Source organism: Vibrio sp. 03_296 (genome assembly GCF_002265885.1).
On the sequence record NZ_NPKW01000038.1, the window covers coordinates 1 to 17671 of the forward strand.

Annotated in this window: 17 protein-coding genes, 1 tRNA gene, 1 rRNA gene, 1 pseudogene and 1 riboswitch; of the genes and pseudogenes, 7 read left to right on the plus strand and 13 right to left on the minus strand. The window is 48.3% G+C overall.

The annotated features are described in order from the left end of the window. Nucleotides 1-272 (minus strand): UvrD-helicase domain-containing protein (locus CIK04_RS03150; RefSeq protein WP_176463276.1); only part of this gene is annotated, 272 nt, incomplete at its 3' end. A 264-nt stretch (nucleotides 273-536) separates the two neighbouring features. Between CIK04_RS03150 and CIK04_RS03155 the strand changes: the two genes are divergently transcribed. From CIK04_RS03155 to CIK04_RS03170, 4 genes are all read left to right on the plus strand, one after another. After that, nucleotides 537-797, plus strand: coding sequence for a DUF2282 domain-containing protein (locus CIK04_RS03155; protein WP_011078997.1), 261 nt, complete (start codon nucleotides 537-539; stop codon nucleotides 795-797). 117 nt (nucleotides 798-914) lie between these two features. Then, nucleotides 915-1790 (plus strand): DUF692 domain-containing protein, encoded by an 876-nt coding sequence (locus tag CIK04_RS03160; protein ID WP_097353539.1) that lies wholly within the window; start codon nucleotides 915-917, stop codon nucleotides 1788-1790. A gap of 11 nt (nucleotides 1791-1801) precedes the next feature. Beyond that, complete coding sequence (locus CIK04_RS03165; RefSeq protein ID WP_097353540.1) at nucleotides 1802-2575, plus strand: DNA-binding domain-containing protein; 774 nt, start codon at nucleotides 1802-1804, stop codon at nucleotides 2573-2575. Further along, nucleotides 2568-3014 carry a DoxX family protein gene (locus tag CIK04_RS03170; protein WP_045591323.1) on the plus strand — a complete coding sequence of 149 codons (447 nt, stop codon included), beginning with the start codon at nucleotides 2568-2570 and terminating at the stop codon, nucleotides 3012-3014. The genes CIK04_RS03165 and CIK04_RS03170 overlap by 8 nt, the downstream gene beginning before the upstream one ends. A gap of 36 nt (nucleotides 3015-3050) precedes the next feature. Here the strand turns inward: CIK04_RS03170 and CIK04_RS03175 are convergent, their stop codons facing one another. Both CIK04_RS03175 and CIK04_RS03180 read right to left on the minus strand, forming a co-directional pair. Beyond that, nucleotides 3051-3335 (minus strand): hypothetical protein, encoded by a 285-nt coding sequence (locus CIK04_RS03175; RefSeq protein ID WP_017420153.1) that lies wholly within the window; start codon nucleotides 3333-3335, stop codon nucleotides 3051-3053. A 94-nt stretch (nucleotides 3336-3429) separates the two neighbouring features. Beyond that, the gene (locus CIK04_RS03180) at nucleotides 3430-4590 is read right to left on the minus strand and encodes a multidrug effflux MFS transporter (protein ID WP_097353546.1); all 1161 of its coding nucleotides are present in this window, start codon (nucleotides 4588-4590) and stop codon (nucleotides 3430-3432) included. 139 nt (nucleotides 4591-4729) lie between these two features. On the opposite strand from CIK04_RS03180, the gene CIK04_RS03185 reads away from it, so the two are divergent. Next, the gene (locus tag CIK04_RS03185; RefSeq protein WP_026060767.1) at nucleotides 4730-5671 is read left to right on the plus strand and encodes a LysR family transcriptional regulator; all 942 of its coding nucleotides are present in this window, start codon (nucleotides 4730-4732) and stop codon (nucleotides 5669-5671) included. Nucleotides 5672-5827: 156 nt separating this feature from the next. Next, nucleotides 5828-7615, plus strand: a complete 1788-nt coding sequence (locus CIK04_RS03190) for an aminopeptidase P family protein (RefSeq protein WP_097353541.1) — start codon at nucleotides 5828-5830, stop codon at nucleotides 7613-7615. Between the two features lie 222 nt (nucleotides 7616-7837). Here CIK04_RS03190 and thiH read toward each other — a convergent pair whose 3' ends face one another. The 8 genes from thiH to CIK04_RS03230 form a co-directional block, all read right to left on the minus strand. Beyond that, complete coding sequence (thiH, locus tag CIK04_RS03195) at nucleotides 7838-8962, minus strand: 2-iminoacetate synthase ThiH (RefSeq protein ID WP_072609221.1); 1125 nt, start codon at nucleotides 8960-8962, stop codon at nucleotides 7838-7840. Nucleotides 8963-8997: 35 nt separating this feature from the next. Further along, nucleotides 8998-9771, minus strand: coding sequence for a thiazole synthase (locus CIK04_RS03200; protein ID WP_097353542.1), 774 nt, complete (start codon nucleotides 9769-9771; stop codon nucleotides 8998-9000). Between the two features lie 4 nt (nucleotides 9772-9775). Continuing rightward, complete coding sequence (gene thiS, locus CIK04_RS03205) at nucleotides 9776-9985, minus strand: sulfur carrier protein ThiS (protein ID WP_038940333.1); 210 nt, start codon at nucleotides 9983-9985, stop codon at nucleotides 9776-9778. Next, on the minus strand, nucleotides 9966-10802 hold the full coding sequence (locus CIK04_RS03210) for a HesA/MoeB/ThiF family protein (RefSeq protein WP_097353543.1): 837 nt from the start codon (nucleotides 10800-10802) through the stop codon (nucleotides 9966-9968). Before CIK04_RS03210 ends, thiS begins: the two co-directional genes overlap by 20 nt. Further along, complete coding sequence (locus CIK04_RS03215) at nucleotides 10792-12126, minus strand: thiamine phosphate synthase (protein WP_097353544.1); 1335 nt, start codon at nucleotides 12124-12126, stop codon at nucleotides 10792-10794. The genes CIK04_RS03210 and CIK04_RS03215 overlap by 11 nt, the downstream gene beginning before the upstream one ends. A 2-nt stretch (nucleotides 12127-12128) precedes the next feature. Next, nucleotides 12129-14072, minus strand: coding sequence for a phosphomethylpyrimidine synthase ThiC (gene thiC, locus CIK04_RS03220; RefSeq protein ID WP_080526912.1), 1944 nt, complete (start codon nucleotides 14070-14072; stop codon nucleotides 12129-12131). 146 nt (nucleotides 14073-14218) lie between these two features. Beyond that, nucleotides 14219-14317: riboswitch (TPP riboswitch) on the minus strand. A gap of 71 nt (nucleotides 14318-14388) precedes the next feature. After that, a complete protein-coding gene (gene crcB / locus CIK04_RS03225) occupies nucleotides 14389-14769 on the minus strand; it encodes a fluoride efflux transporter CrcB (protein ID WP_017420144.1) in 381 nt (126 codons plus the stop codon). A gap of 123 nt (nucleotides 14770-14892) precedes the next feature. Next, the gene (locus tag CIK04_RS03230; RefSeq protein ID WP_097353545.1) at nucleotides 14893-16278 is read right to left on the minus strand and encodes a multicopper oxidase family protein; all 1386 of its coding nucleotides are present in this window, start codon (nucleotides 16276-16278) and stop codon (nucleotides 14893-14895) included. Between the two features lie 134 nt (nucleotides 16279-16412). On the opposite strand from CIK04_RS03230, the pseudogene CIK04_RS03235 reads away from it, so the two are divergent. Then, a pseudogene (locus tag CIK04_RS03235) lies at nucleotides 16413-17115 on the plus strand (IS630 family transposase); the annotation flags it as partial. 108 nt (nucleotides 17116-17223) lie between these two features. Here the strand turns inward: CIK04_RS03235 and CIK04_RS03240 are convergent. Together CIK04_RS03240 and rrf are read right to left on the minus strand one after the other, a co-directional pair. Beyond that, a tRNA-Ser gene (locus tag CIK04_RS03240) sits at nucleotides 17224-17314 on the minus strand. Between the two features lie 88 nt (nucleotides 17315-17402). Next, a 5S ribosomal RNA gene (gene rrf / locus CIK04_RS03245) occupies nucleotides 17403-17518 on the minus strand. Between the last annotated feature and the right edge of the window lie 153 nt (nucleotides 17519-17671).

Below are 17671 nucleotides of genomic sequence, written 5' to 3' on the forward strand. Positions count from 1 at the left end.
AGGCTGCCATWCCACATGCCCGACGCGCTGCCCATCATCAACTCTTCGATTCGACCGCGCATCTCCGCCGCCGCCTTATTGGTAAAGGTCACGGACATAATAGAAAACGGTGAAGCCTGCTCGACTGACATTAGCCAAGCAATGCGATGCACAAGAACGCGCGTTTTACCACTGCCTGCGCCTGCCAACACCAGCAAGTTTTCCAAAGGAGCGGCCACAGCCTCACGCTGTTTGTCGTTCAAGCCATCGAGAAGAAGTGAAGGATCGATCATGATAAGAAGCTACTGGTTATTTATACAGAGACAAAGATTATAACCTAAACCGTGCTCGCTTTTCAGACTAAATTGCAATTTAAGAAAAAGGCATCAACCCATTTCAAATCATAGAGATAGTTGCAGATGCGATGAGTTTATAAAAAATAATCGCCATTTTTTGAAAGTTTTTCCCGCAACTTGCTGTCCTTTTAACCAAGCAAGTGAGTCCACTCGGACGCACGAGCTCAATAAGTAAAGGAAAATCAGTCTGAGGAAAGAACCATGAAAAAATCAAATCTTGCTGTTACTGCTGTTGTGACCGGTTTAATCGCAATGGGTGGCACCATGCTGACTGCAGCGCCTGCAATGGCGGCAGAAAAAGAGAAATGCTACGGCGTGGCCAAAGCGGGCAAAAATGACTGCGCCACCAAAACCAGCTCTTGCGCTGGTACGGCAAAAGAAGACAACCAAAAAGACGCTTTCGTGGTTGTTCCTAAAGGCTTATGCGGCAAATTGGCCGGTGGTAACACACAATCTTCTTAAACCCCTTATTGAGGTGAACACCACCGCAAAACAGAAGGAGCACAGAGGCTCAACCGTGCTCCTCCTTTCTCACCTCATGTCACACCATCCGCAAATTTTGCCGCAGGGAGTCTAACGATGTCGAATGCAGAGTTTCATCACCATATTGGTGTTGGGCTTAGACTGCCCCATCATGATCATTTTCATCATCATCGACCAGCATTGTCTTGGTTGGAGATCCACAGCGAAAATTACTTCCAACCCAATTCTTTCCATCGCCATCAACTCAACCAAATGGCGGAGCATTACCAAATAAGTTGCCACGGGATTGGTTTGTCACTCGGCTCTGTGGCTGGGGTTAACCCACAACATTTATTACGATTAAAACAGTTGGTAGATGACTTACAGCCGTTTTTGGTTTCGGATCATCTCAGCTGGAGTGAAAACGGGGGCCACTACTTTAATGATTTGCTGCCTTTGCCCTACACAGAGGAAGCCCTCGAGGTTTTTTGCCGTAACGTACTGCATGTGCAAGACGCACTAAAACGGCCAATCTTGATTGAAAACCCTTCCAGCTATCTCAAGTATCAACATTCCACCATCAGTGAATGGCAGTTTTTGACCGAGGTACAGCGTCGTACCGATTGCCGCTTATTGCTCGATCTGAACAATGTCTATGTTTCTGCGTTTAACCATGGTTTCGATTGCCAAACCTACCTTGAGGCGATTCCGGCAGCTTGCGTTGACGAAATTCACCTGGCCGGTTTCACCATTAAACCATTAGAGCAAGGCGAGATCTGGATAGATACCCATAGTCAACCGGTGTCTGCCGAAGTTTGGCAATTGTATCAGCAGTGGATTGCCCAGCACGGCAGCCGACACACCTTGATTGAGTGGGATTTGGATTTGCCCCCCGTCGATGTGCTGCTCAACGAAGCAAAAAAAGCCGACACTCTGTTGCGAGCGTCTCTGCTTAATACCAGCCCAATGCCCCCTTCATTGGCATTGGGTTAACAGGAAGCCAAATGCAACTCGCCGAATTTCAACACCAGTTTCGCCAAGCACTGCATTATCAAGCCAGTGGTGAATCCTGCGGCATTGTCAGTGACCAATTCAGTGCCGAGCAGCGAATACAAATTTACCGCAATAACTTTGTCATGAGCCTGAATGAAGTGTTAGCACTTACTTACCCCAAGACCTTAGCGTTGCTAGGTGAAGAATGCTTCGAGCAAATGGCACGCCAACACATACTCTCAGTGCCATTACACACTGGGGATGTGTCGCAATACGGGCGTGGATTTGCCAAGACGTTAGAGCGTTTTCCCAACGTGAGCCAAGCGGTACCCTACTGTGTTGAGTTTGCGCGCTTGGAAGATCAGCTCGATGAAAGCCAACAGAAACACAATGAGTTCCAGATGCCGCAATCCTGGCAATCCCTAGAGCAACTTTCGCTACTCGAACCAGCACAGCATCAGGCGTTGGTACTGCACCTTTTTCCCGGTTGCACGGCTTTTCGTTCCCACTACGCCGTTTTCTCACTCTTTAAGGCGATTGAAACACAGCAATTTGATCAACTTGAGATTACGCAAAGCGAGCAAGGAATACTGCTCTGCCATCAAGCAACACCGCCACGCTGCATAGCGATGACGCCTGCGCAATACGAGTTGGTTTGTTTGCTTGAACAACCACTTCCCCTCGCACAAATACCCGCACCTTTGCTTGCTGAACTGGCTTTTCTGTTCGAACTGGGTATTTTCGCGGGTTTTTCTCTCGCACCACAAGGAGGCTCCGATGCGTGAATGGCTGAATCGTTATGACACGACCGTTACCCACTTACAATCTTGGGCGGTGCCTGGGGTATTACTGTTTTGTCGCCTTTGGGTGGCGTGGGTGTTCTTCAATGCCGGATTAAGCAAAATAGCCTCATGGGATAGCACCCTCTATCTGTTCGAGTTTGAATATCAGGTCCCTATTTTACCCTGGGAGTTTGCCGCCTATCTCGCCACAGCGGCCGAACTCAGCTTGCCGCTCTTACTCGCCCTCGGCGTGTTTACCCGCATCACCAGCCTAGTGTTATTTGCCTTTAATGCGATGGCCGTGATCTCCTACCCGCTTTTGTGGGAGAGAGGCTTTTACGATCATCAACTATGGGGGCTGATGCTGCTGATGACGTTTCTGTGGGGCGCGGGGCGAATTTCGCTCGATCACTGCTTTCGCCAAGAAATAGAGAAACGCTAGAAAGAAAAATCCCCGCTTAAATTGGCGGGGATTTTTTTATTTGTTCTGTAGATAAGCAAGCAGCTCGTCAGCGGAAATGCCTTGCTGGGCAAGTTCTTTCGCCATGGATTCAACCTGCTCTCCTTTACGCGAATTGATAACCTGCTGAAACTGATAAACAATATCTCGGAGAACATGCAGCGGCACTTGTTTGGCAGCACTACGGATTCGCTCTTCGCTTTGATTGCCCAACTCAACGAGCAATTTGCCAAACATAATTTTCTCTGGCGACTCTTCCATCTGTTCAAGAATTCGAGCCATTTCATAAGTGGTTAACGACATTACCTATCAATTCCGTTAAGTGTCGAATGGTGGAGTGAGCGACAAATATACACGGCTTCGCCATACAGTAAAACTCTAAATTCGCTCTTCAACCCTAGGCAACAACACTGCTGGTATGCCACTGCCGACCCATTTTCGAAAAGAGGATACCTAACGCAGGGATTAGCAACCACATCTGAATCGCTATCATCAGTTGAGGCTCCAACGCAAAACGCTGCATGGTGCCAACCAACAGACCTGCACCACTCATTTGGAATAAGCCCAGCAGTGCGGCGGCCGTACCCGCTTTATCACCAAACGGCTCTAGCGCTTTACCTGCAGCGGCACCGAGAATCCAAGCAAAACCGACTGATGACAGGAAGATAGGCAACATAAAGGCAAATGGCGTCGCGGTTTCTGCCATCACCAGCATCACAACGCCGGCGATCGCCAGAGTCACCACACCCACCACCAGTGTATTGTGTGTGCCCCATTTATCCATGAACTTAGGTGCCAGCATACACGCTGCAATGTTGATCACCGCGTTGATACCAAACCAGAAAGTGAATTGGTTCATGGTTAGGCCAAGCCCTTCCATCAACACCACCGGTGCTGAGGTTACGTAAGCGAGGATCACCGCCATCGCCAGCAAACACAGTGTGGCATGGAAAACAAAAGAAGGAGTACTCAACACGGCCCAGTAGCGGCTGAGTTTAAACACCGCTTGTTTTTCCGTCGCTGGGTTGGTCTCGCGCATGTTAAACAGCATCAGCGTGCCAACGACAACGGCAAACCCCGCCATAAAACTGAAGTTAGCGCGCCAGCCAAACTGCTGGGTTAGCCAGCTACCAAGAATGGGGGCAAGCGCAGGAATGAAACAAATGGCCCCGTTGAGATAGCTGATCATTTTGCCACTCTTCTCTGGGCCGAAAATATCGCGAACTGTCGCAAAGGCTGCTACCGATGTCGCACACGCACCTAAGCCTTGTAGCAGACGGGATATCAACAACCATTCAATATTCTGCGCGCTCCACGCCAATAAAGCGCTCAGTGCATAGATGGTGATACCGCCCAATGCAACAGTTCGACGTCCGAGTTTATCTGCTAACGGGCCAGCAAACAGTTGGCCGACGCCCATGGCAAATAGGAACCAAGTAATCGTGTCTTGTGCCAATGCGTGTTCAACCGAAAAGGTATTGGAAATAAGTGGCAACGCGGGAAGATAAATATCTATGGCCAACGGGCTGAACAACACAAGCAAGGTTAACAACGCCATTTGTAATTTACTGATTTGGCTCTGACCTGACACAAAACACTCCAAATTGAACAAGAACTTTGATCAGAGTTTAACCGCCTCGTGATATGAATGGAAATGATGTATATTCATCGCTGATATTCTTATTGGGAAATTCAGAATGAACATCGAGAAACTCTCCCGGTTAGACCTTAATCTTCTCGTCTGCTTAAAAGTGCTGTTCGAGGAACTCAATGTGACCCGCACTGCTCATCGACTTTGTTTAAGTCAATCAGCGGTGAGTAAAGCATTGGCAAAACTGCGCCAGCAGTTTGATGACCCCTTATTCGTTCGACATTCACACGGGCTTACTCCAACAGCGCGAGCGTTGTTTCTCAAACCGAAACTGGATCTGTTGATCAACCAGTTAGAGCATCTTACCTTGCCGGAAGAGTTTCACCCTGAAAGCAGCGAATACCGCTTTCGTATTGCCGCTGTGGAAAGTGTTTATCCCCTGATCTTGCCGCACTTTCTACCATCCATTTTCCAGCAAGCGCCCAACGTCACCATCAGCACCCATTCATGGTCAGAACAGACCTTCAAGATGCTGCAGCGCGGTGAGTTGGATTTGGGTATGACAGGCAAAGACATCGACATCAACGATGCCAAGCTCACCATGTTGCCTCCGTTTGATATTTGCGAGCAGGAAATTTATCGCGACAATCAGATGTGCGTAGTGCGAAAAAATCACCCTGCGCTGCAACAACCTTGGAACTTGGAAAACTACTTATCGCTGCGTCACGTGCAAGTGCGCTGTGATGGCAATGAACGTTGGTTGTTAGATTATCGCCTCGCAGATATTGGCCGTGAGCGCGATATTGCCATCACCGTACCCGACTTCAATAGTGCCGCAAACCTCTGTTCCTACACCGACTTTGTCTTTACCGCACCAAGCCACTTTGTCTTGCTGGCTGCCAAACAACTCGACTTACAGGTACTGCCTTTGCCGATAGAATTTCCACCAATGGCATACACTCTGTTTTGGCACAAAGACAGAGAAAATGACCCAGCGTTGAGTTGGCTACGCAACATGATCACACAGAAAACCCTGCATCTTAGGTAAAAATTTCGCCAATTGATTGCGCTGTTGGGCTAAAATGAGTAGCTTAACCGCCGATAGTCCTCCGGGCTCATCTATGGTCTGTGGTCCTTACATGGAAGATAAGGAGCAGCTCCCAACCTGAGCAAGCGGAGCAAAAAGAACAAAGGAATCGTACAGATGCACAAATCAACTCACGAGCGTGTTGTTGCCATTCGCACTTGGTTGCAACAGCACAATATCGACGCCCTACTCGTCCCACACGAAGACGAATACCTAGGCGAATATGTTCCCGACCATAACGAGCGCTTACACTGGCTAACTGGCTTTACCGGTTCCGCCGGCGCCGCCGTTATCACCCAAGAAAAAGCCGCCATGTTTGTTGATGGTCGCTACACCGTTCAGGTAACCAAACAAGTTCCTGGCGATTTGTTTGAGTATCGCCATTTGATTGAAGAACCAGCTCTTGAATGGTTACAAGAAAACCTCGCTCGTGGTGCATCGGTGGCCATTGACCCACGCATGCACAGCGCCGCTTGGTTAAACATGGCACAAGCGAAATTGGCTGGTTTGCTTGAACTTAACATCCTCGACAGCAATCCTATTGATGAGTTGTGGCATGATCGCCCACAGCCCGTCGTTTCCGACGTTCGACTGATGTCGACAGAGGCCGTAGGCCAAAGCTCTGCCGATAAACGTGCGAACATCGCACAGCTGATCACAAAACAAGGCGTTGATAGCGCCGTTATCACCGCGCTGGATTCGATTTGCTGGTTGCTCAACGTCCGCGGTTTGGACGTCTCTCGCTTGCCCGTATTACTGTCCCACGCGATTCTGCATGCTAATGGCCAAGTAGAGTTCTTCCTCGATCCTGCTCGCTTACCTGAAGGGTTTGATGTTCATGTTGGTCAAGGGGTGCAGGTTTTCCATCCTGAGATGTTGCAAGCTCGCCTTGAAAGCTTGACGGGCAAAAAAGTCCTGCTTGATGCCAGCACCAGTAACGCGTGGTTTAAACTGGTTCTGCAAAACGCGGGCGCTGTCGTTGTTCCGGGCGCAGATCCTTGCTTGATGCCGAAAGCCGCCAAAAATGCCGTTGAAATCTCGGGCATGAAAGCGTGTCACCTACGCGATGGTGCTGCGATGGTCAAATTCCTAAGCTGGCTTGATGCACAAGTAACAAAAGGCATTTTGCACGATGAGGCAACTTTGGCCGACAAACTGGAAGCCATTCGCCGCGAAGATCCCACTCTGATGGATTTGAGTTTCGATACCATTTCGGCAGCTGGCAGCAACGCCGCGATGTGTCACTACAATCATCAGAATCAGCCTCAACCAGGCCAACTCACTATGGATACGCTTTACTTAGTTGACTCTGGCGGCCAATACCTAGATGGCACCACCGACATCACGCGCACGGTTGCCATCGGCCAACCTTCAGCAGAAATGATCAAGCAGTTTACTTTGGCCCTGAAAGGCCATATTGGTGTGGCTCGCGCTCGTTTCCCGAAAGGCACCCGCGGCTATCAAATTGATACCCTGGCTCGTCAACACCTATGGGCGGAAGGCTACGACTATGATCACGGCACTGGTCACGGTGTGGGTCACTTCCTGAGCGTGCATGAAGGCCCAGCCAGCATTTCAAAACGTCAGATCGACGTGCCTCTTGTCGATGGGATGGTGCTCTCTAACGAACCAGGTTATTACCGCGCGGACGCGTTTGGTATTCGTATCGAAAACTTGGAACTGGTGGTTGAGAAGCAAACCCAAGGTGACTTCCCTATTTTGACCTTTGAATCTCTGACTCGCTGTCCAATCGACAAACGTAGCATCAATGTCGATATGCTCACGCGTCCTGAACTCGCTTGGCTCAATGACTACCACCAAAAAGTATGGGATGACATTAGTCCATTGGTTGAAGGCGACGCACAAGTTTGGCTACGTGAAGCAACGCGACCACTCAGCCACTGATAAGCAATAGACGCTATCATTTTCTAACAATAGAAAAAGGGTTAAGGCAAAATGCCTTAACCCTTTTTGTTTCACGTGAAACACATCCACATGCCACTGTCATTCTTTACTGACTTTCATTGCGACATTCTCGACTCACCCAGTGCATTGCTGACATTATCGAGCGGATCTCATACTCGTATGATAGCGACTGTGTCGCCTAAGATAAGAGTAGTGTTTTAGCTAAGAGAACCGAGCCCCAGAATAGGCAGCATGCCAATCACGCCACACGGGATCGAACCCTTTACTGCGAATCATCTGCTCCACTTCTGCCGCACTCCTTTCATCACTGATCTCAAACTGCTCAAGCTCAACATCAGGCATCGCGTAACCACCCGGCTGAGTTTTCGATGCAGCTGACATCGACGTGATACCAAGTGGTAGTACGTTATCGCGAAACAGAGCCGACTCGCGCGTCGACAGCGACAGCTCGACTTCTGGATTAAACAAACGATAGGCACAAATCAGTTGAACCAGCTGCTTGTCACTCATTACCGATTTAGGCTGCAACGCCCCCGCGCAAGGACGCAAGCGAGGAAATGAAATTGAATAGCGTGTTTGCCAATAGGTACGTTCCAAATAGTCTAGATGCGCGGCAACGTAGAAGCAGTCCGTTCGCCACTCCTCCAAGCCGATCAAAGCACCAATGCCAATTTTATCGATCCCCGCTCGCGCCAAACGGTCTGGCGTTTCGAGACGATAGTTGAAATTGGTTTTGTTGCCACGCAAGTGATGTTGCGCATAAGTCGCTGGATGATACGTTTCCTGATAAACCATCACCGCATCCAACCCCAAAAGCTTCAACTCTTGATAATGCTCTTGGCTAAGCGGCTGCACTTCCATCGCCAGATAGTTAAAAGCGCGTTTGATTTGCGGCAGCACTTGGCGGAAATAGTTCATGCCAACCTTACCTTCATGCTCCCCCGTCACCAACAAAACGCTGTCAAACTTCATTGCCTTAATCGCCGCAATTTCTGCATCAATTTCTTGCATCGTGAGCGTGCGGCGTTTTAGGCGATTCTCCATTGAGAAACCACAATAAGTACACGCATTAGCACAGAGATTAGAAAGATACAGTGGTATATAGAGCGACAACGTATTGCCAAAGCGTTTACGGGTTAACGCATAAGAACGCTGCGCCATCGCTTCTATATAGTTCTCCGCGGCTGGCGAAATCAGCGCTTTAAAGTCTTCCAAATCGAGTTTGTTTTTGCTCAGCGCCCGCTCGACATCGAACGCAGTTTTGGCGTAGATCGATAACCTAATATCGTCCCAATTGAGCTGATTAAAATGTTCAACGAAACTCATGATGTTGCTCCGGTCAACAGACGCACTTTCTCTTGCTAAGAAAGGCAGTCATCGAGAAAAGAGGTCAAAGGGCTGGATGCCACTGCGTGCGACACTTTACCAGCAAGCCCCGACTCATAAGCCAAACGCCCTGCCTCTACCGCCAATTTGAATGCAATGGCCATGGCGATGGGATCGCGCGCAGCGGCAATCGCGGTATTCACCAGTACCGCATCGGCACCCAGTTCCATCGCATAAGCAGCATGAGACGGCGCGCCAATCCCGGCATCCACCACGACTGGCACGCTCGCTTGGTCGATGATGATTTGTAGGAAGTCCTGCGAAACCAAACCTTTGTTCGAGCCAATTGGCGCCCCCAATGGCATGACGGCAGCGCACCCCACCTCTTCCAATCGCTTACACAAGACCGGATCAGCATGACAATAAGGCAACACCACAAAGCCGTCTTTTACCAGATGCTCTGCCGCCGCTAATGTTTCAATCGGATCAGGCATCAGGTATTTCGGGTCAGGATGAATTTCCAGTTTAAGCCAATTAGTGCCCAGAGCTTCACGCGCTAAATGCGCCGCAAAAATGGCGTCTTTGGCATTCTTGGCGCCGGAGGTATTGGGTAGTAAATTAACCCCCGCTGACAACAGTGGCGACAAGATGTCATCTTGCTGATCGTGGATATCCACTCTTTTCAACGCCATAGTAGCGAGCTGTGAACCCGATTGTTTGATGGCTTGTGACATCAATTGGCTGTTAGCAAATTTGCCAGTGCCCGTGAACAAGCGAGAATGAAATTGTTTGTCTGCGATTTTGAGCATGCGCTTATCCTCCAGCAATCGCCTGAAATAGTGAGATAGCATCACCACGACTGAGCGTTTTGGTTTGCCATTCGCTGTGTGGGACAACTTGATTATTGATTGCAAAAACACAACCCAAGTGAGGCAGTGAGAGATGCTCAATGATGGATGCCAACGTCGCGTTGGTTGGCACCTCGTAGCTTTCGCCGTTGATGCTAATGGCTATGGTGTTCATTGCTTGATTCCTGTTTCTGAACCTGACAAACGCGGCAACTTGGATCTTTCACTACCGCCAACTGCTGCCAACTTAACGTGAGCCCATCAAACAGATGCAACTGATGGCAAGAGGTTTGAAACCTTCCCGTTGCCAGCTTTTGAATCGTTGCGATTGCTTGATAATTTCCCATTAGCCCCACAACAGGACCTATCACCCCTGCATCGCTGCACTTGCTCTGCGTGGGATTCTCTGCAAATGGAAAAAGGCAGTGGTAGCACGGAGGGTTTGCTGACGTCGTTGTCGACGAGGCATCTTGTTTCGTTTGGATTGAGTGGCGTGAGCCAAAATCAAACGCGATAAATTGCCCTTTCCAACCAATTGCCGAGGCAGACACCAAAGGCGTGCGTTGATTCAGGCAGGCTTGGTTGATCAACTGGCGCGATGGAAAGTTGTCCGTACAATCGAGCACGATGTCCGCCAACATCACTTCCAAGTTGAGACGCTGCTCATTCAAACGCTTATCAATGGTGCGAACACGTAATTCTGCATTGAGTTGCTTCAACTGCTCTCCCAGTGCATCCACTTTGAGACTGGCGAGATGTTGCTGACGAAAGGCAATTTGACGCTGCAAATTACTCTCTTCGACCACATCATCATCAACCAACACCAAATGACCGACGCCCGCCGCAGCCAAATGGAGCGCCGCTGCGTTACCCAGACCACCGCAACCAATGATCAATACATGTGCTTGAAGTAAGTTAGCCTGACCCGACTCACCGATTTCCGTTAATGCAATTTGTCTTTGATAACGAGTAAAGTGCCGATCATTCAACATGATTGGCCTCGCTTGTTGGCTCAAGACACTGTGTGGATACTGAGTCGAAACGCGCAAGCGCTGCATTAGAGACCATGACTTGCTTGAAGTGGTCTATTGCTGCCTTCACGTCTTTCGCCAAAGTGATCGCTCGCACCACGGCTAGTGAAGAGACTCCACATCGCCATACCGTCGCCGCATTGGTTTGATCAATACCACCAATGGCGACCGTGGGAACGCCGGTGATGGAATCATCATAAGGCATGGTATCAATCAGTTGCTGATAGAGTTTTAGCCTCACCAGCCCTTGCGGCAATGAAGGCATCTGTTTGGTGGTGGTAGGAAAAATGTGCCCTAACGCAATATAACTGGGCTGAAGTTGAACAATACGTAACAGCTCATAATAGCCATGCGTAGATAACCCTAGTGCAATACCTGCATTCGCCAAGGCGGCTAAATCGGCCACTTGCAAATCTTCCTGCCCTAGATGCACACCATAGGCTTGATGCTGAATCGCTAGCTGCCAGTAGTCGTTGATATAGACTTGTGCACCATAATGTCGGCCTAGCTGTATCGCACGCACAATCTGTTGCTCTAAATCGGTTTGGTTTGGATCTTTAATCCGCAATTGGACCGTTTTAATTCCTAAAGGCAATAACTTCTCGATCCAACTGACATCGTCAACCACGGGATAGAGCCCTAACTGTTGAGCGCTAATCCGCGGAAACGCTTTTGTTAACGCTTCAATACTGTGGCTTGGTAAGATACCGAGCTCATCCAGGCGCAACACTGGAGTAGGAAACAAAGCAAAATCCGACACCCATGTTTCACGTGAAACATTCAACATCGCACGTGCCAAAGTCAGGCAATCTTCGATTGGAAAATCAAGTGCGCTGAGCGTGACCACCCACGCCAAATGTCGATAGTTCGACTCCACACTATTGTTCTGCGGATAGTTTGGGAGTAATGAATATCGTAGTGCGCGAGTTTCATCGGCTAAAGGATGTCGCCAGACATCGAACACTTCACCTTGCTCCCCTCGCAAATTGATCAACAGAGTCTTGGCATTGCGACCTGAACCCAAATAGGTGGATACGTCTGTGAGAGCAAGCGAATGATGATAATGAAGCGCAAAGTCATACGCGCCGAGATGACGACTGTCGTTATGGATAAGATCCGTTTCGAATACGACCGTTTTGGCTGAAGAAATCAGTTGCAGTGTACGAGTTGGGCTAACGCCCAACTCTATATGGTCAATGGCAAAGCCTTGCTGCTTTGCCAAGAGCAAACACTGCTGAATTTCTCCCGTCAGCTCAATAATGGCAGAAGGAATCAGCAGTCTCATTGTTAACCCTCGGCCACTTCTTCATGACTCACTGCGGGGTGGTACAACTCCGAACCCGACGCTTTGAATTCCGCGGACTTTTGTTTCATCCCTTCCAATGGGTCATCCAACAGCTTAACTGCTATCGCCTGTCCTTCCTCAGCCTGTTGCCCTTTAGCATACTCACGAACTTCTTGCGAAATCTTCATCGAGCAGAATTTGGGGCCACACATCGAACAGAAATGCGCAACCTTGCCCGACTCTTGTGGCAGGGTTTCATCGTGGAATGCACGTGCCGTATCGGGGTCGAGCGAGAGATTAAATTGATCCTGCCAACGGAATTCAAAACGAGCTTTAGACAATGCGTTGTCACGAACTTGCGCGCCCGGGTGCCCTTTGGCCAAATCCGCCGCGTGCGCAGCCAGTTTGTAGGTTATCAAGCCGGTTTTCACATCTTCTTTATTGGGTAGACCTAAGTGCTCCTTTGGCGTTACGTAGCAAAGCATGGCACAGCCATACCAACCAATCATGGCCGCACCAATCCCAGAAGTAATGTGGTCATAGCCAGGGGCAATGTCGGTGGTCAGTGGACCTAAGGTATAGAATGGTGCCTCATGACAATGCTTGAGCTGCTCATCCATGTTCTCTTTAATCATGTGCATCGGTACATGCCCAGGACCTTCGATAATCACTTGGACATCGTATTCCCACGCGATTTTGGTTAGCTCCCCTAACGTTCTGAGCTCCGCAAACTGCGCTTCATCATTGGCATCGGCAATCGAGCCAGGACGCAAACCATCGCCTAATGAGAGCGCCACGTCGTACTTCGCACAAATCTCACAGATCTCGCGGAAATGGGTATAGAGGAAACTCTCTTGATGATGTGCTAAACACCACTTAGCGATGATCGAGCCGCCACGCGATACAATGCCTGTCACGCGTTTCGCCGTCATTGGGATATAGCGCAGCAGCAAACCCGCGTGAATCGTAAAGTAATCCACACCCTGCTCAGCCTGCTCGATCAGCGTATCACGCATCACTTCCCACGTAAGGTTCTCAGCAACGCCATTGACCTTCTCTAGTGCTTGATACATAGGCACGGTTCCAATCGGAACTGGGCTGTTGCGTAGAATCCATTCCCGAGTTTCGTGAATGTTTCTCCCGGTCGACAAATCCATCACCGTATCACCGCCCCAACGAGTCGCCCATACCAACTTCTCCACTTCTTCTTCAATCGACGAAGTCACCGATGAGTTACCAATGTTAGCGTTAACTTTCACAAGGAAGTTGCGGCCGATGATCATCGGTTCGGATTCTGGGTGATTGATGTTGGAAGGAATGATCGCGCGACCTTCTGCTACTTCACGACGCACAAACTCAGGGGTAATTTCCTTAGGTAGATTCGCACCAAAATTTTGCCCTGCGTGCTGCTGAGTCAAAACTTCATCTCGATATTTGGCGCGTCCCATATTCTCGCGCAAAGCGATGTATTCCATCTCTGGGGTAATGATACCCTTACGTGCATAATGCAACTGAGTGACACAATGCCCAGCTTTGGCACGACGAATGCGAGGCAGATTGCCATATCTCAACTCATCCAGCGTTTCATCTTCTAAGCGCTCTTTAGTGTAGATCGAGCTGACATCATCAAGGACTTCGGTATCAGCACGCTCTGTAATCCACTCTTCTCTTAACTTAGGAAGGCCATTATAGAGGTCGATTTGATGAGTCGGGTCCGTGTAGACCCCCGAGGTGTCATACACTCTTACCGCTTCATTTGGCTGAAAGATTGGCGCCTCTTTGGTCCCGCCAACTAGGCTGTCAGCCAAGGAGATTTCGCGCATTGGCACTCTAATGTCTGAGCGAGAGCCCTCGACATACACTTTGGTGGAGTTGGGATACGGCTGCACAGAGAGTGTATCGATGAATTGTTTAGCTTCCAGTCTCGCTTGTTTGCGATTCGACATAGCATTTTTCCTTTCTTGTTATGCTGGATAAAAAGGTTTTGGATAAAAATGCTTGGCGGAAAGTTGTGACAAGAGGCGTTGAACACACAATTTAGAGATTCAATTTGTGGATTCAAGCTTTGATAAGACACCAGTTTGCACTGGTACAAGTATCTTCTCTTGTTCCCTTCGCAGGTTCTAACCTGATCAGGTTCAACGGATCCCGAATAAACGGTCTCAGCCCTAAGGCACTCCGACAAGTGAAGCGATTATATGAAATCGGCTTGGTTAAACCAAGCCGACCTGTTTAAAATTTAACTCAATTTCGCTCATAGCTTCACGATTTGAGTAATTGGAAACCTACCCAAGCAGCAGTAATACTCAAAGTCACGTTTAACACAACGTTTAAGCCCATTTTGAAAAATGCGCCTTGCTGCATCAGCAATACGTTATCCATCGAAAATGTTGAGAAGGTTGTTAGTGCCCCCAAAAAGCCCAAACCGATTATTTGTCGCCATGGCTCAGTTGCCAGCAACTCACTTTCAAACGCGGCAATCAAAAGCCCCATAATAAAGGAACCGACCACGTTTACGGTTAACGTACCATATGGAAAACCTCTGCCTAACAACACAACACAGAGCTCTGACACTAAGTAACGAGAACAAGCGCCAAAGGCGCCGCCCAAGGCGATGAAACCCATAATCGCAAATTGACTCATAGCAACCTCACAAATCTAATGGCCACATTGTAGCCACATCCACACAGAGATCGAGTACAAAAAACAATAATTTCATTTAGATAACGTATCCGTAAATCGCCAAGATTTAAAAAGTTACAGGAGTCACTTTACTTCAATGTATCCCATCAATCCGGTTTTCATATGTTCAATCACGTGGCAGTGATACATCCAACGACCAGGGTTGTCCGCAACAAACGCCGCTTTGGCACTGCCATTCTTGCCTAGCAAAACAGTATCAGTATGAAACGGTTCTGCGAGGGTCTGGCCATTTAATTCCAATACAGTAAATGTGTGTCCATGCAAATGAATGGGATGATGATATTGCGTCACGTTCTTAAGATTAAATATGTAAGTCCGCCCTCGCTCTAACGTTGCTAACGGCGCCGGAATTGAATCTTGGCTCATCCCCTCCCAGACACGTTTATTCACCAACCAAAACGTCGGCAGAGCTTGGCCAGATTTATCCATCGGAGTAACAGCCCCTTCCCACTCAAAGACAAAATCAATTTGTTCAGCCGTTTCTAAATCTAACGGCGCAATTGGATTGAGCGGCAATGTTGGCAGTGTATTCTGGTTAGATAGGTCCGATTCGACCGATTCAAATGCACAAAGAGCAAACGGAAACTTCCCTTTCATTTGTCGCACATAGAAACGCTCTCCAACACCTGGAGCCATTAACCCGACATCGACCCTCATTCCAGGCCCAATCTTGTGCTCAGAGAGCTTGTAAGGGGTTTTTATTGGGTTTCCATCTATTGCTATAACCCATGCATCCACACCTTCAATAGCGATAGGATAAGTGATGGTATTGTCCACATTTGCGATTCTCAGCCTCGTCATCGCATTCGCTTTCAACAGATAGGTCGGTTCATGGACGCCATTCACCGTTCCCCACTCACCGGGAGTTCCCATACGGGCGCTTAAGCGTGGGACCAATAATGATTTCCATTCACCTTTCTCATTGAGATGCCAATGCTTAAGCATTAGAGCATGGTCTTCATCAAAAGAAACTGGCTCTGCTTCATCAACAATGATTAACCCAACTAGCCCCATACCTAGCTGCTTAACGCTGTTCATATGCGGGTGATACCAAAATGTTCCTGCGTCAGGTGGAGTAAAGCGATAAGTAAAGCTCTCCCCTGGCATAACGGGTTTTTGACTCAAAAAGGGAACACCATCCATCTCAATAGGTACGCGCAAACCATGCCAATGGATTGTAGTTGGCTCGTTGAGTTTGTTGGTGAAGTGAATGATCACTTCTTCCCCTTGTCGACAACGAATCGTAGGGGCAGGAATAGAGCCATTAAAGGCGAGCACATCCGTAGTAAAACCAGGCACCACCTCAGCGGTAGCCGGTTCTGCAGTCATCTCATAGACAAACCGACCATGATGAAACGGCGCTCTACGCGACAGTGAACACGCAGGGAGAAGCGTTAATGCGGAAAACGCCAATGAAGTTTGAAGAAAGCGGCGGCGAGAAATATCCATATGTGGCCTACTGATTTGATTAATTGGCCTAAGTCTAACCAAATATTAATAATCATTCTCAACAATCTATCATACAAACCTAACTAAAAGTATGATCTAATTGAGGCTGTTACTTCTTCGTAATAAATGACGCTATGGACAGTCTCAATAGCATTGATTTCAAAAAACTTGCTAGCCAACAAAAATCTATTCAAATGAAGATGCGATTACTCACATTGGCCCATTTTAAAGATGGTCACTCTCGAACCCAAATGGCTAAGTTCCTGAAGGTAAGTAGAACCAGTGTGAATAAATGGGTACAAACATTCCGTGAAGAAGGGCTTGAAGGACTGCAAGAGAAACCAAGAACGGGTCGCCCAGCAAAACACGACAACTCGACTTTGGGCTGAGCATGGCTCAAGACCAAGAGTGGTAAAACAGCAGCAGTTTGAATATGCGTATTTGTTTGGCTCAGTATGTCCCGCTAGAGGTATTGACGAGGCAATGGTCGTTCCTCGGGTTAACAAGAACATTATGGTTGAGCATCTGAARCAGCTCTCCGCGGTGACCGAAAAAGGTCGTCACGCAGTGGTCATTATGGATRGCGCRGGTTGGCATACCAATGACATTGCTGAGCCATTTGATAATGTCAGTATCAYCAAGCTCCCACCCTATTCTCCAGAGCTAAAMCCGATAGAACAAGTGTGGAGTAGGTTAAGACAACACTATCTCGCCAATCCATCTTTTGCGGATTACGAAGGCATTGTCTCCAAAGTATGTAGGRCTTGGAATAGTTTTTTGGAATGTTCGGCCAGAGTCAGACAGATGTGTTCGAGAAGATGGATAGACCTGACAAGTGAATGTTCCAAACTAGTACACAATCGGTGGTTAACACAAATACCTTCTAGTTCTCAAACGTCAGAAATGACGAAAGCCTGCAAATTACTTTGCAGGCTTTCTATGTAGTGGCGGAGAGATAGGGATTTGAACCCTAGGTACGCTATTAACGTACGCCGGTTTTCAAGACCGGTGCTTTCAACCACTCAGCCATCTCTCCACAAATTGTCCTAAAACTTAGTCTTACTTAAATAATGCTAGGTTTTAGTTTTGCTCTTAGACTTTAATAATCTAAAAGCGGTAAGTAAGCCTGGCGATGTTCTACTCTCACATGGGGAAACCCCACACTACCATCGACGCTATTTCGTTTCACTTCTGAGTTCGGAATGGGTTCAGGTGGGTCCAAAACGCTATGGTCGCCAAGCAAATTCTTAAAATTCGGAAAGCTGTTTGCGTTCTCTACACATTCAATTCGTTCTTGCTTTGAGTCCATCAAAACCCTTTGGGTGTTGTATGGTTAAGCCTCACGGGCAATTAGTACAGGTTAGCTCAACGCCTCACAGCGCTTACACACCCT

What these genes read in the sequence shown, in the direction of transcription:
- CIK04_RS03155 (WP_011078997.1), top strand. Translation starts at nt 537, where the DNA reads ATGAAAAAATCAAATCTTGCTGTTACTGCTGTTGTGACCGGTTTAATC.
- CIK04_RS03160 (WP_097353539.1), top strand. Translation starts at nt 915, where the DNA reads ATGTCGAATGCAGAGTTTCATCACCATATTGGTGTTGGGCTTAGACTG.
- CIK04_RS03165 (WP_097353540.1), top strand. Translation starts at nt 1,802, where the DNA reads ATGCAACTCGCCGAATTTCAACACCAGTTTCGCCAAGCACTGCATTAT.
- CIK04_RS03170 (WP_045591323.1), top strand. Translation starts at nt 2,568, where the DNA reads ATGCGTGAATGGCTGAATCGTTATGACACGACCGTTACCCACTTACAA.
- CIK04_RS03175 (WP_017420153.1), bottom strand. Translation starts at nt 3,335, where the DNA reads ATGTCGTTAACCACTTATGAAATGGCTCGAATTCTTGAACAGATGGAA.
- CIK04_RS03180 (WP_097353546.1), bottom strand. Translation starts at nt 4,590, where the DNA reads ATGGCGTTGTTAACCTTGCTTGTGTTGTTCAGCCCGTTGGCCATAGAT.
- CIK04_RS03185 (WP_026060767.1), top strand. Translation starts at nt 4,730, where the DNA reads ATGAACATCGAGAAACTCTCCCGGTTAGACCTTAATCTTCTCGTCTGC.
- CIK04_RS03190 (WP_097353541.1), top strand. Translation starts at nt 5,828, where the DNA reads ATGCACAAATCAACTCACGAGCGTGTTGTTGCCATTCGCACTTGGTTG.
- thiH (WP_072609221.1), bottom strand. Translation starts at nt 8,962, where the DNA reads ATGAGTTTCGTTGAACATTTTAATCAGCTCAATTGGGACGATATTAGG.
- CIK04_RS03200 (WP_097353542.1), bottom strand. Translation starts at nt 9,771, where the DNA reads ATGCTCAAAATCGCAGACAAACAATTTCATTCTCGCTTGTTCACGGGC.
- thiS (WP_038940333.1), bottom strand. Translation starts at nt 9,985, where the DNA reads ATGAACACCATAGCCATTAGCATCAACGGCGAAAGCTACGAGGTGCCA.
- CIK04_RS03210 (WP_097353543.1), bottom strand. Translation starts at nt 10,802, where the DNA reads ATGTTGAATGATCGGCACTTTACTCGTTATCAAAGACAAATTGCATTA.
- CIK04_RS03215 (WP_097353544.1), bottom strand. Translation starts at nt 12,126, where the DNA reads ATGAGACTGCTGATTCCTTCTGCCATTATTGAGCTGACGGGAGAAATT.
- thiC (WP_080526912.1), bottom strand. Translation starts at nt 14,072, where the DNA reads ATGTCGAATCGCAAACAAGCGAGACTGGAAGCTAAACAATTCATCGAT.
- crcB (WP_017420144.1), bottom strand. Translation starts at nt 14,769, where the DNA reads ATGAGTCAATTTGCGATTATGGGTTTCATCGCCTTGGGCGGCGCCTTT.
- CIK04_RS03230 (WP_097353545.1), bottom strand. Translation starts at nt 16,278, where the DNA reads ATGGATATTTCTCGCCGCCGCTTTCTTCAAACTTCATTGGCGTTTTCC.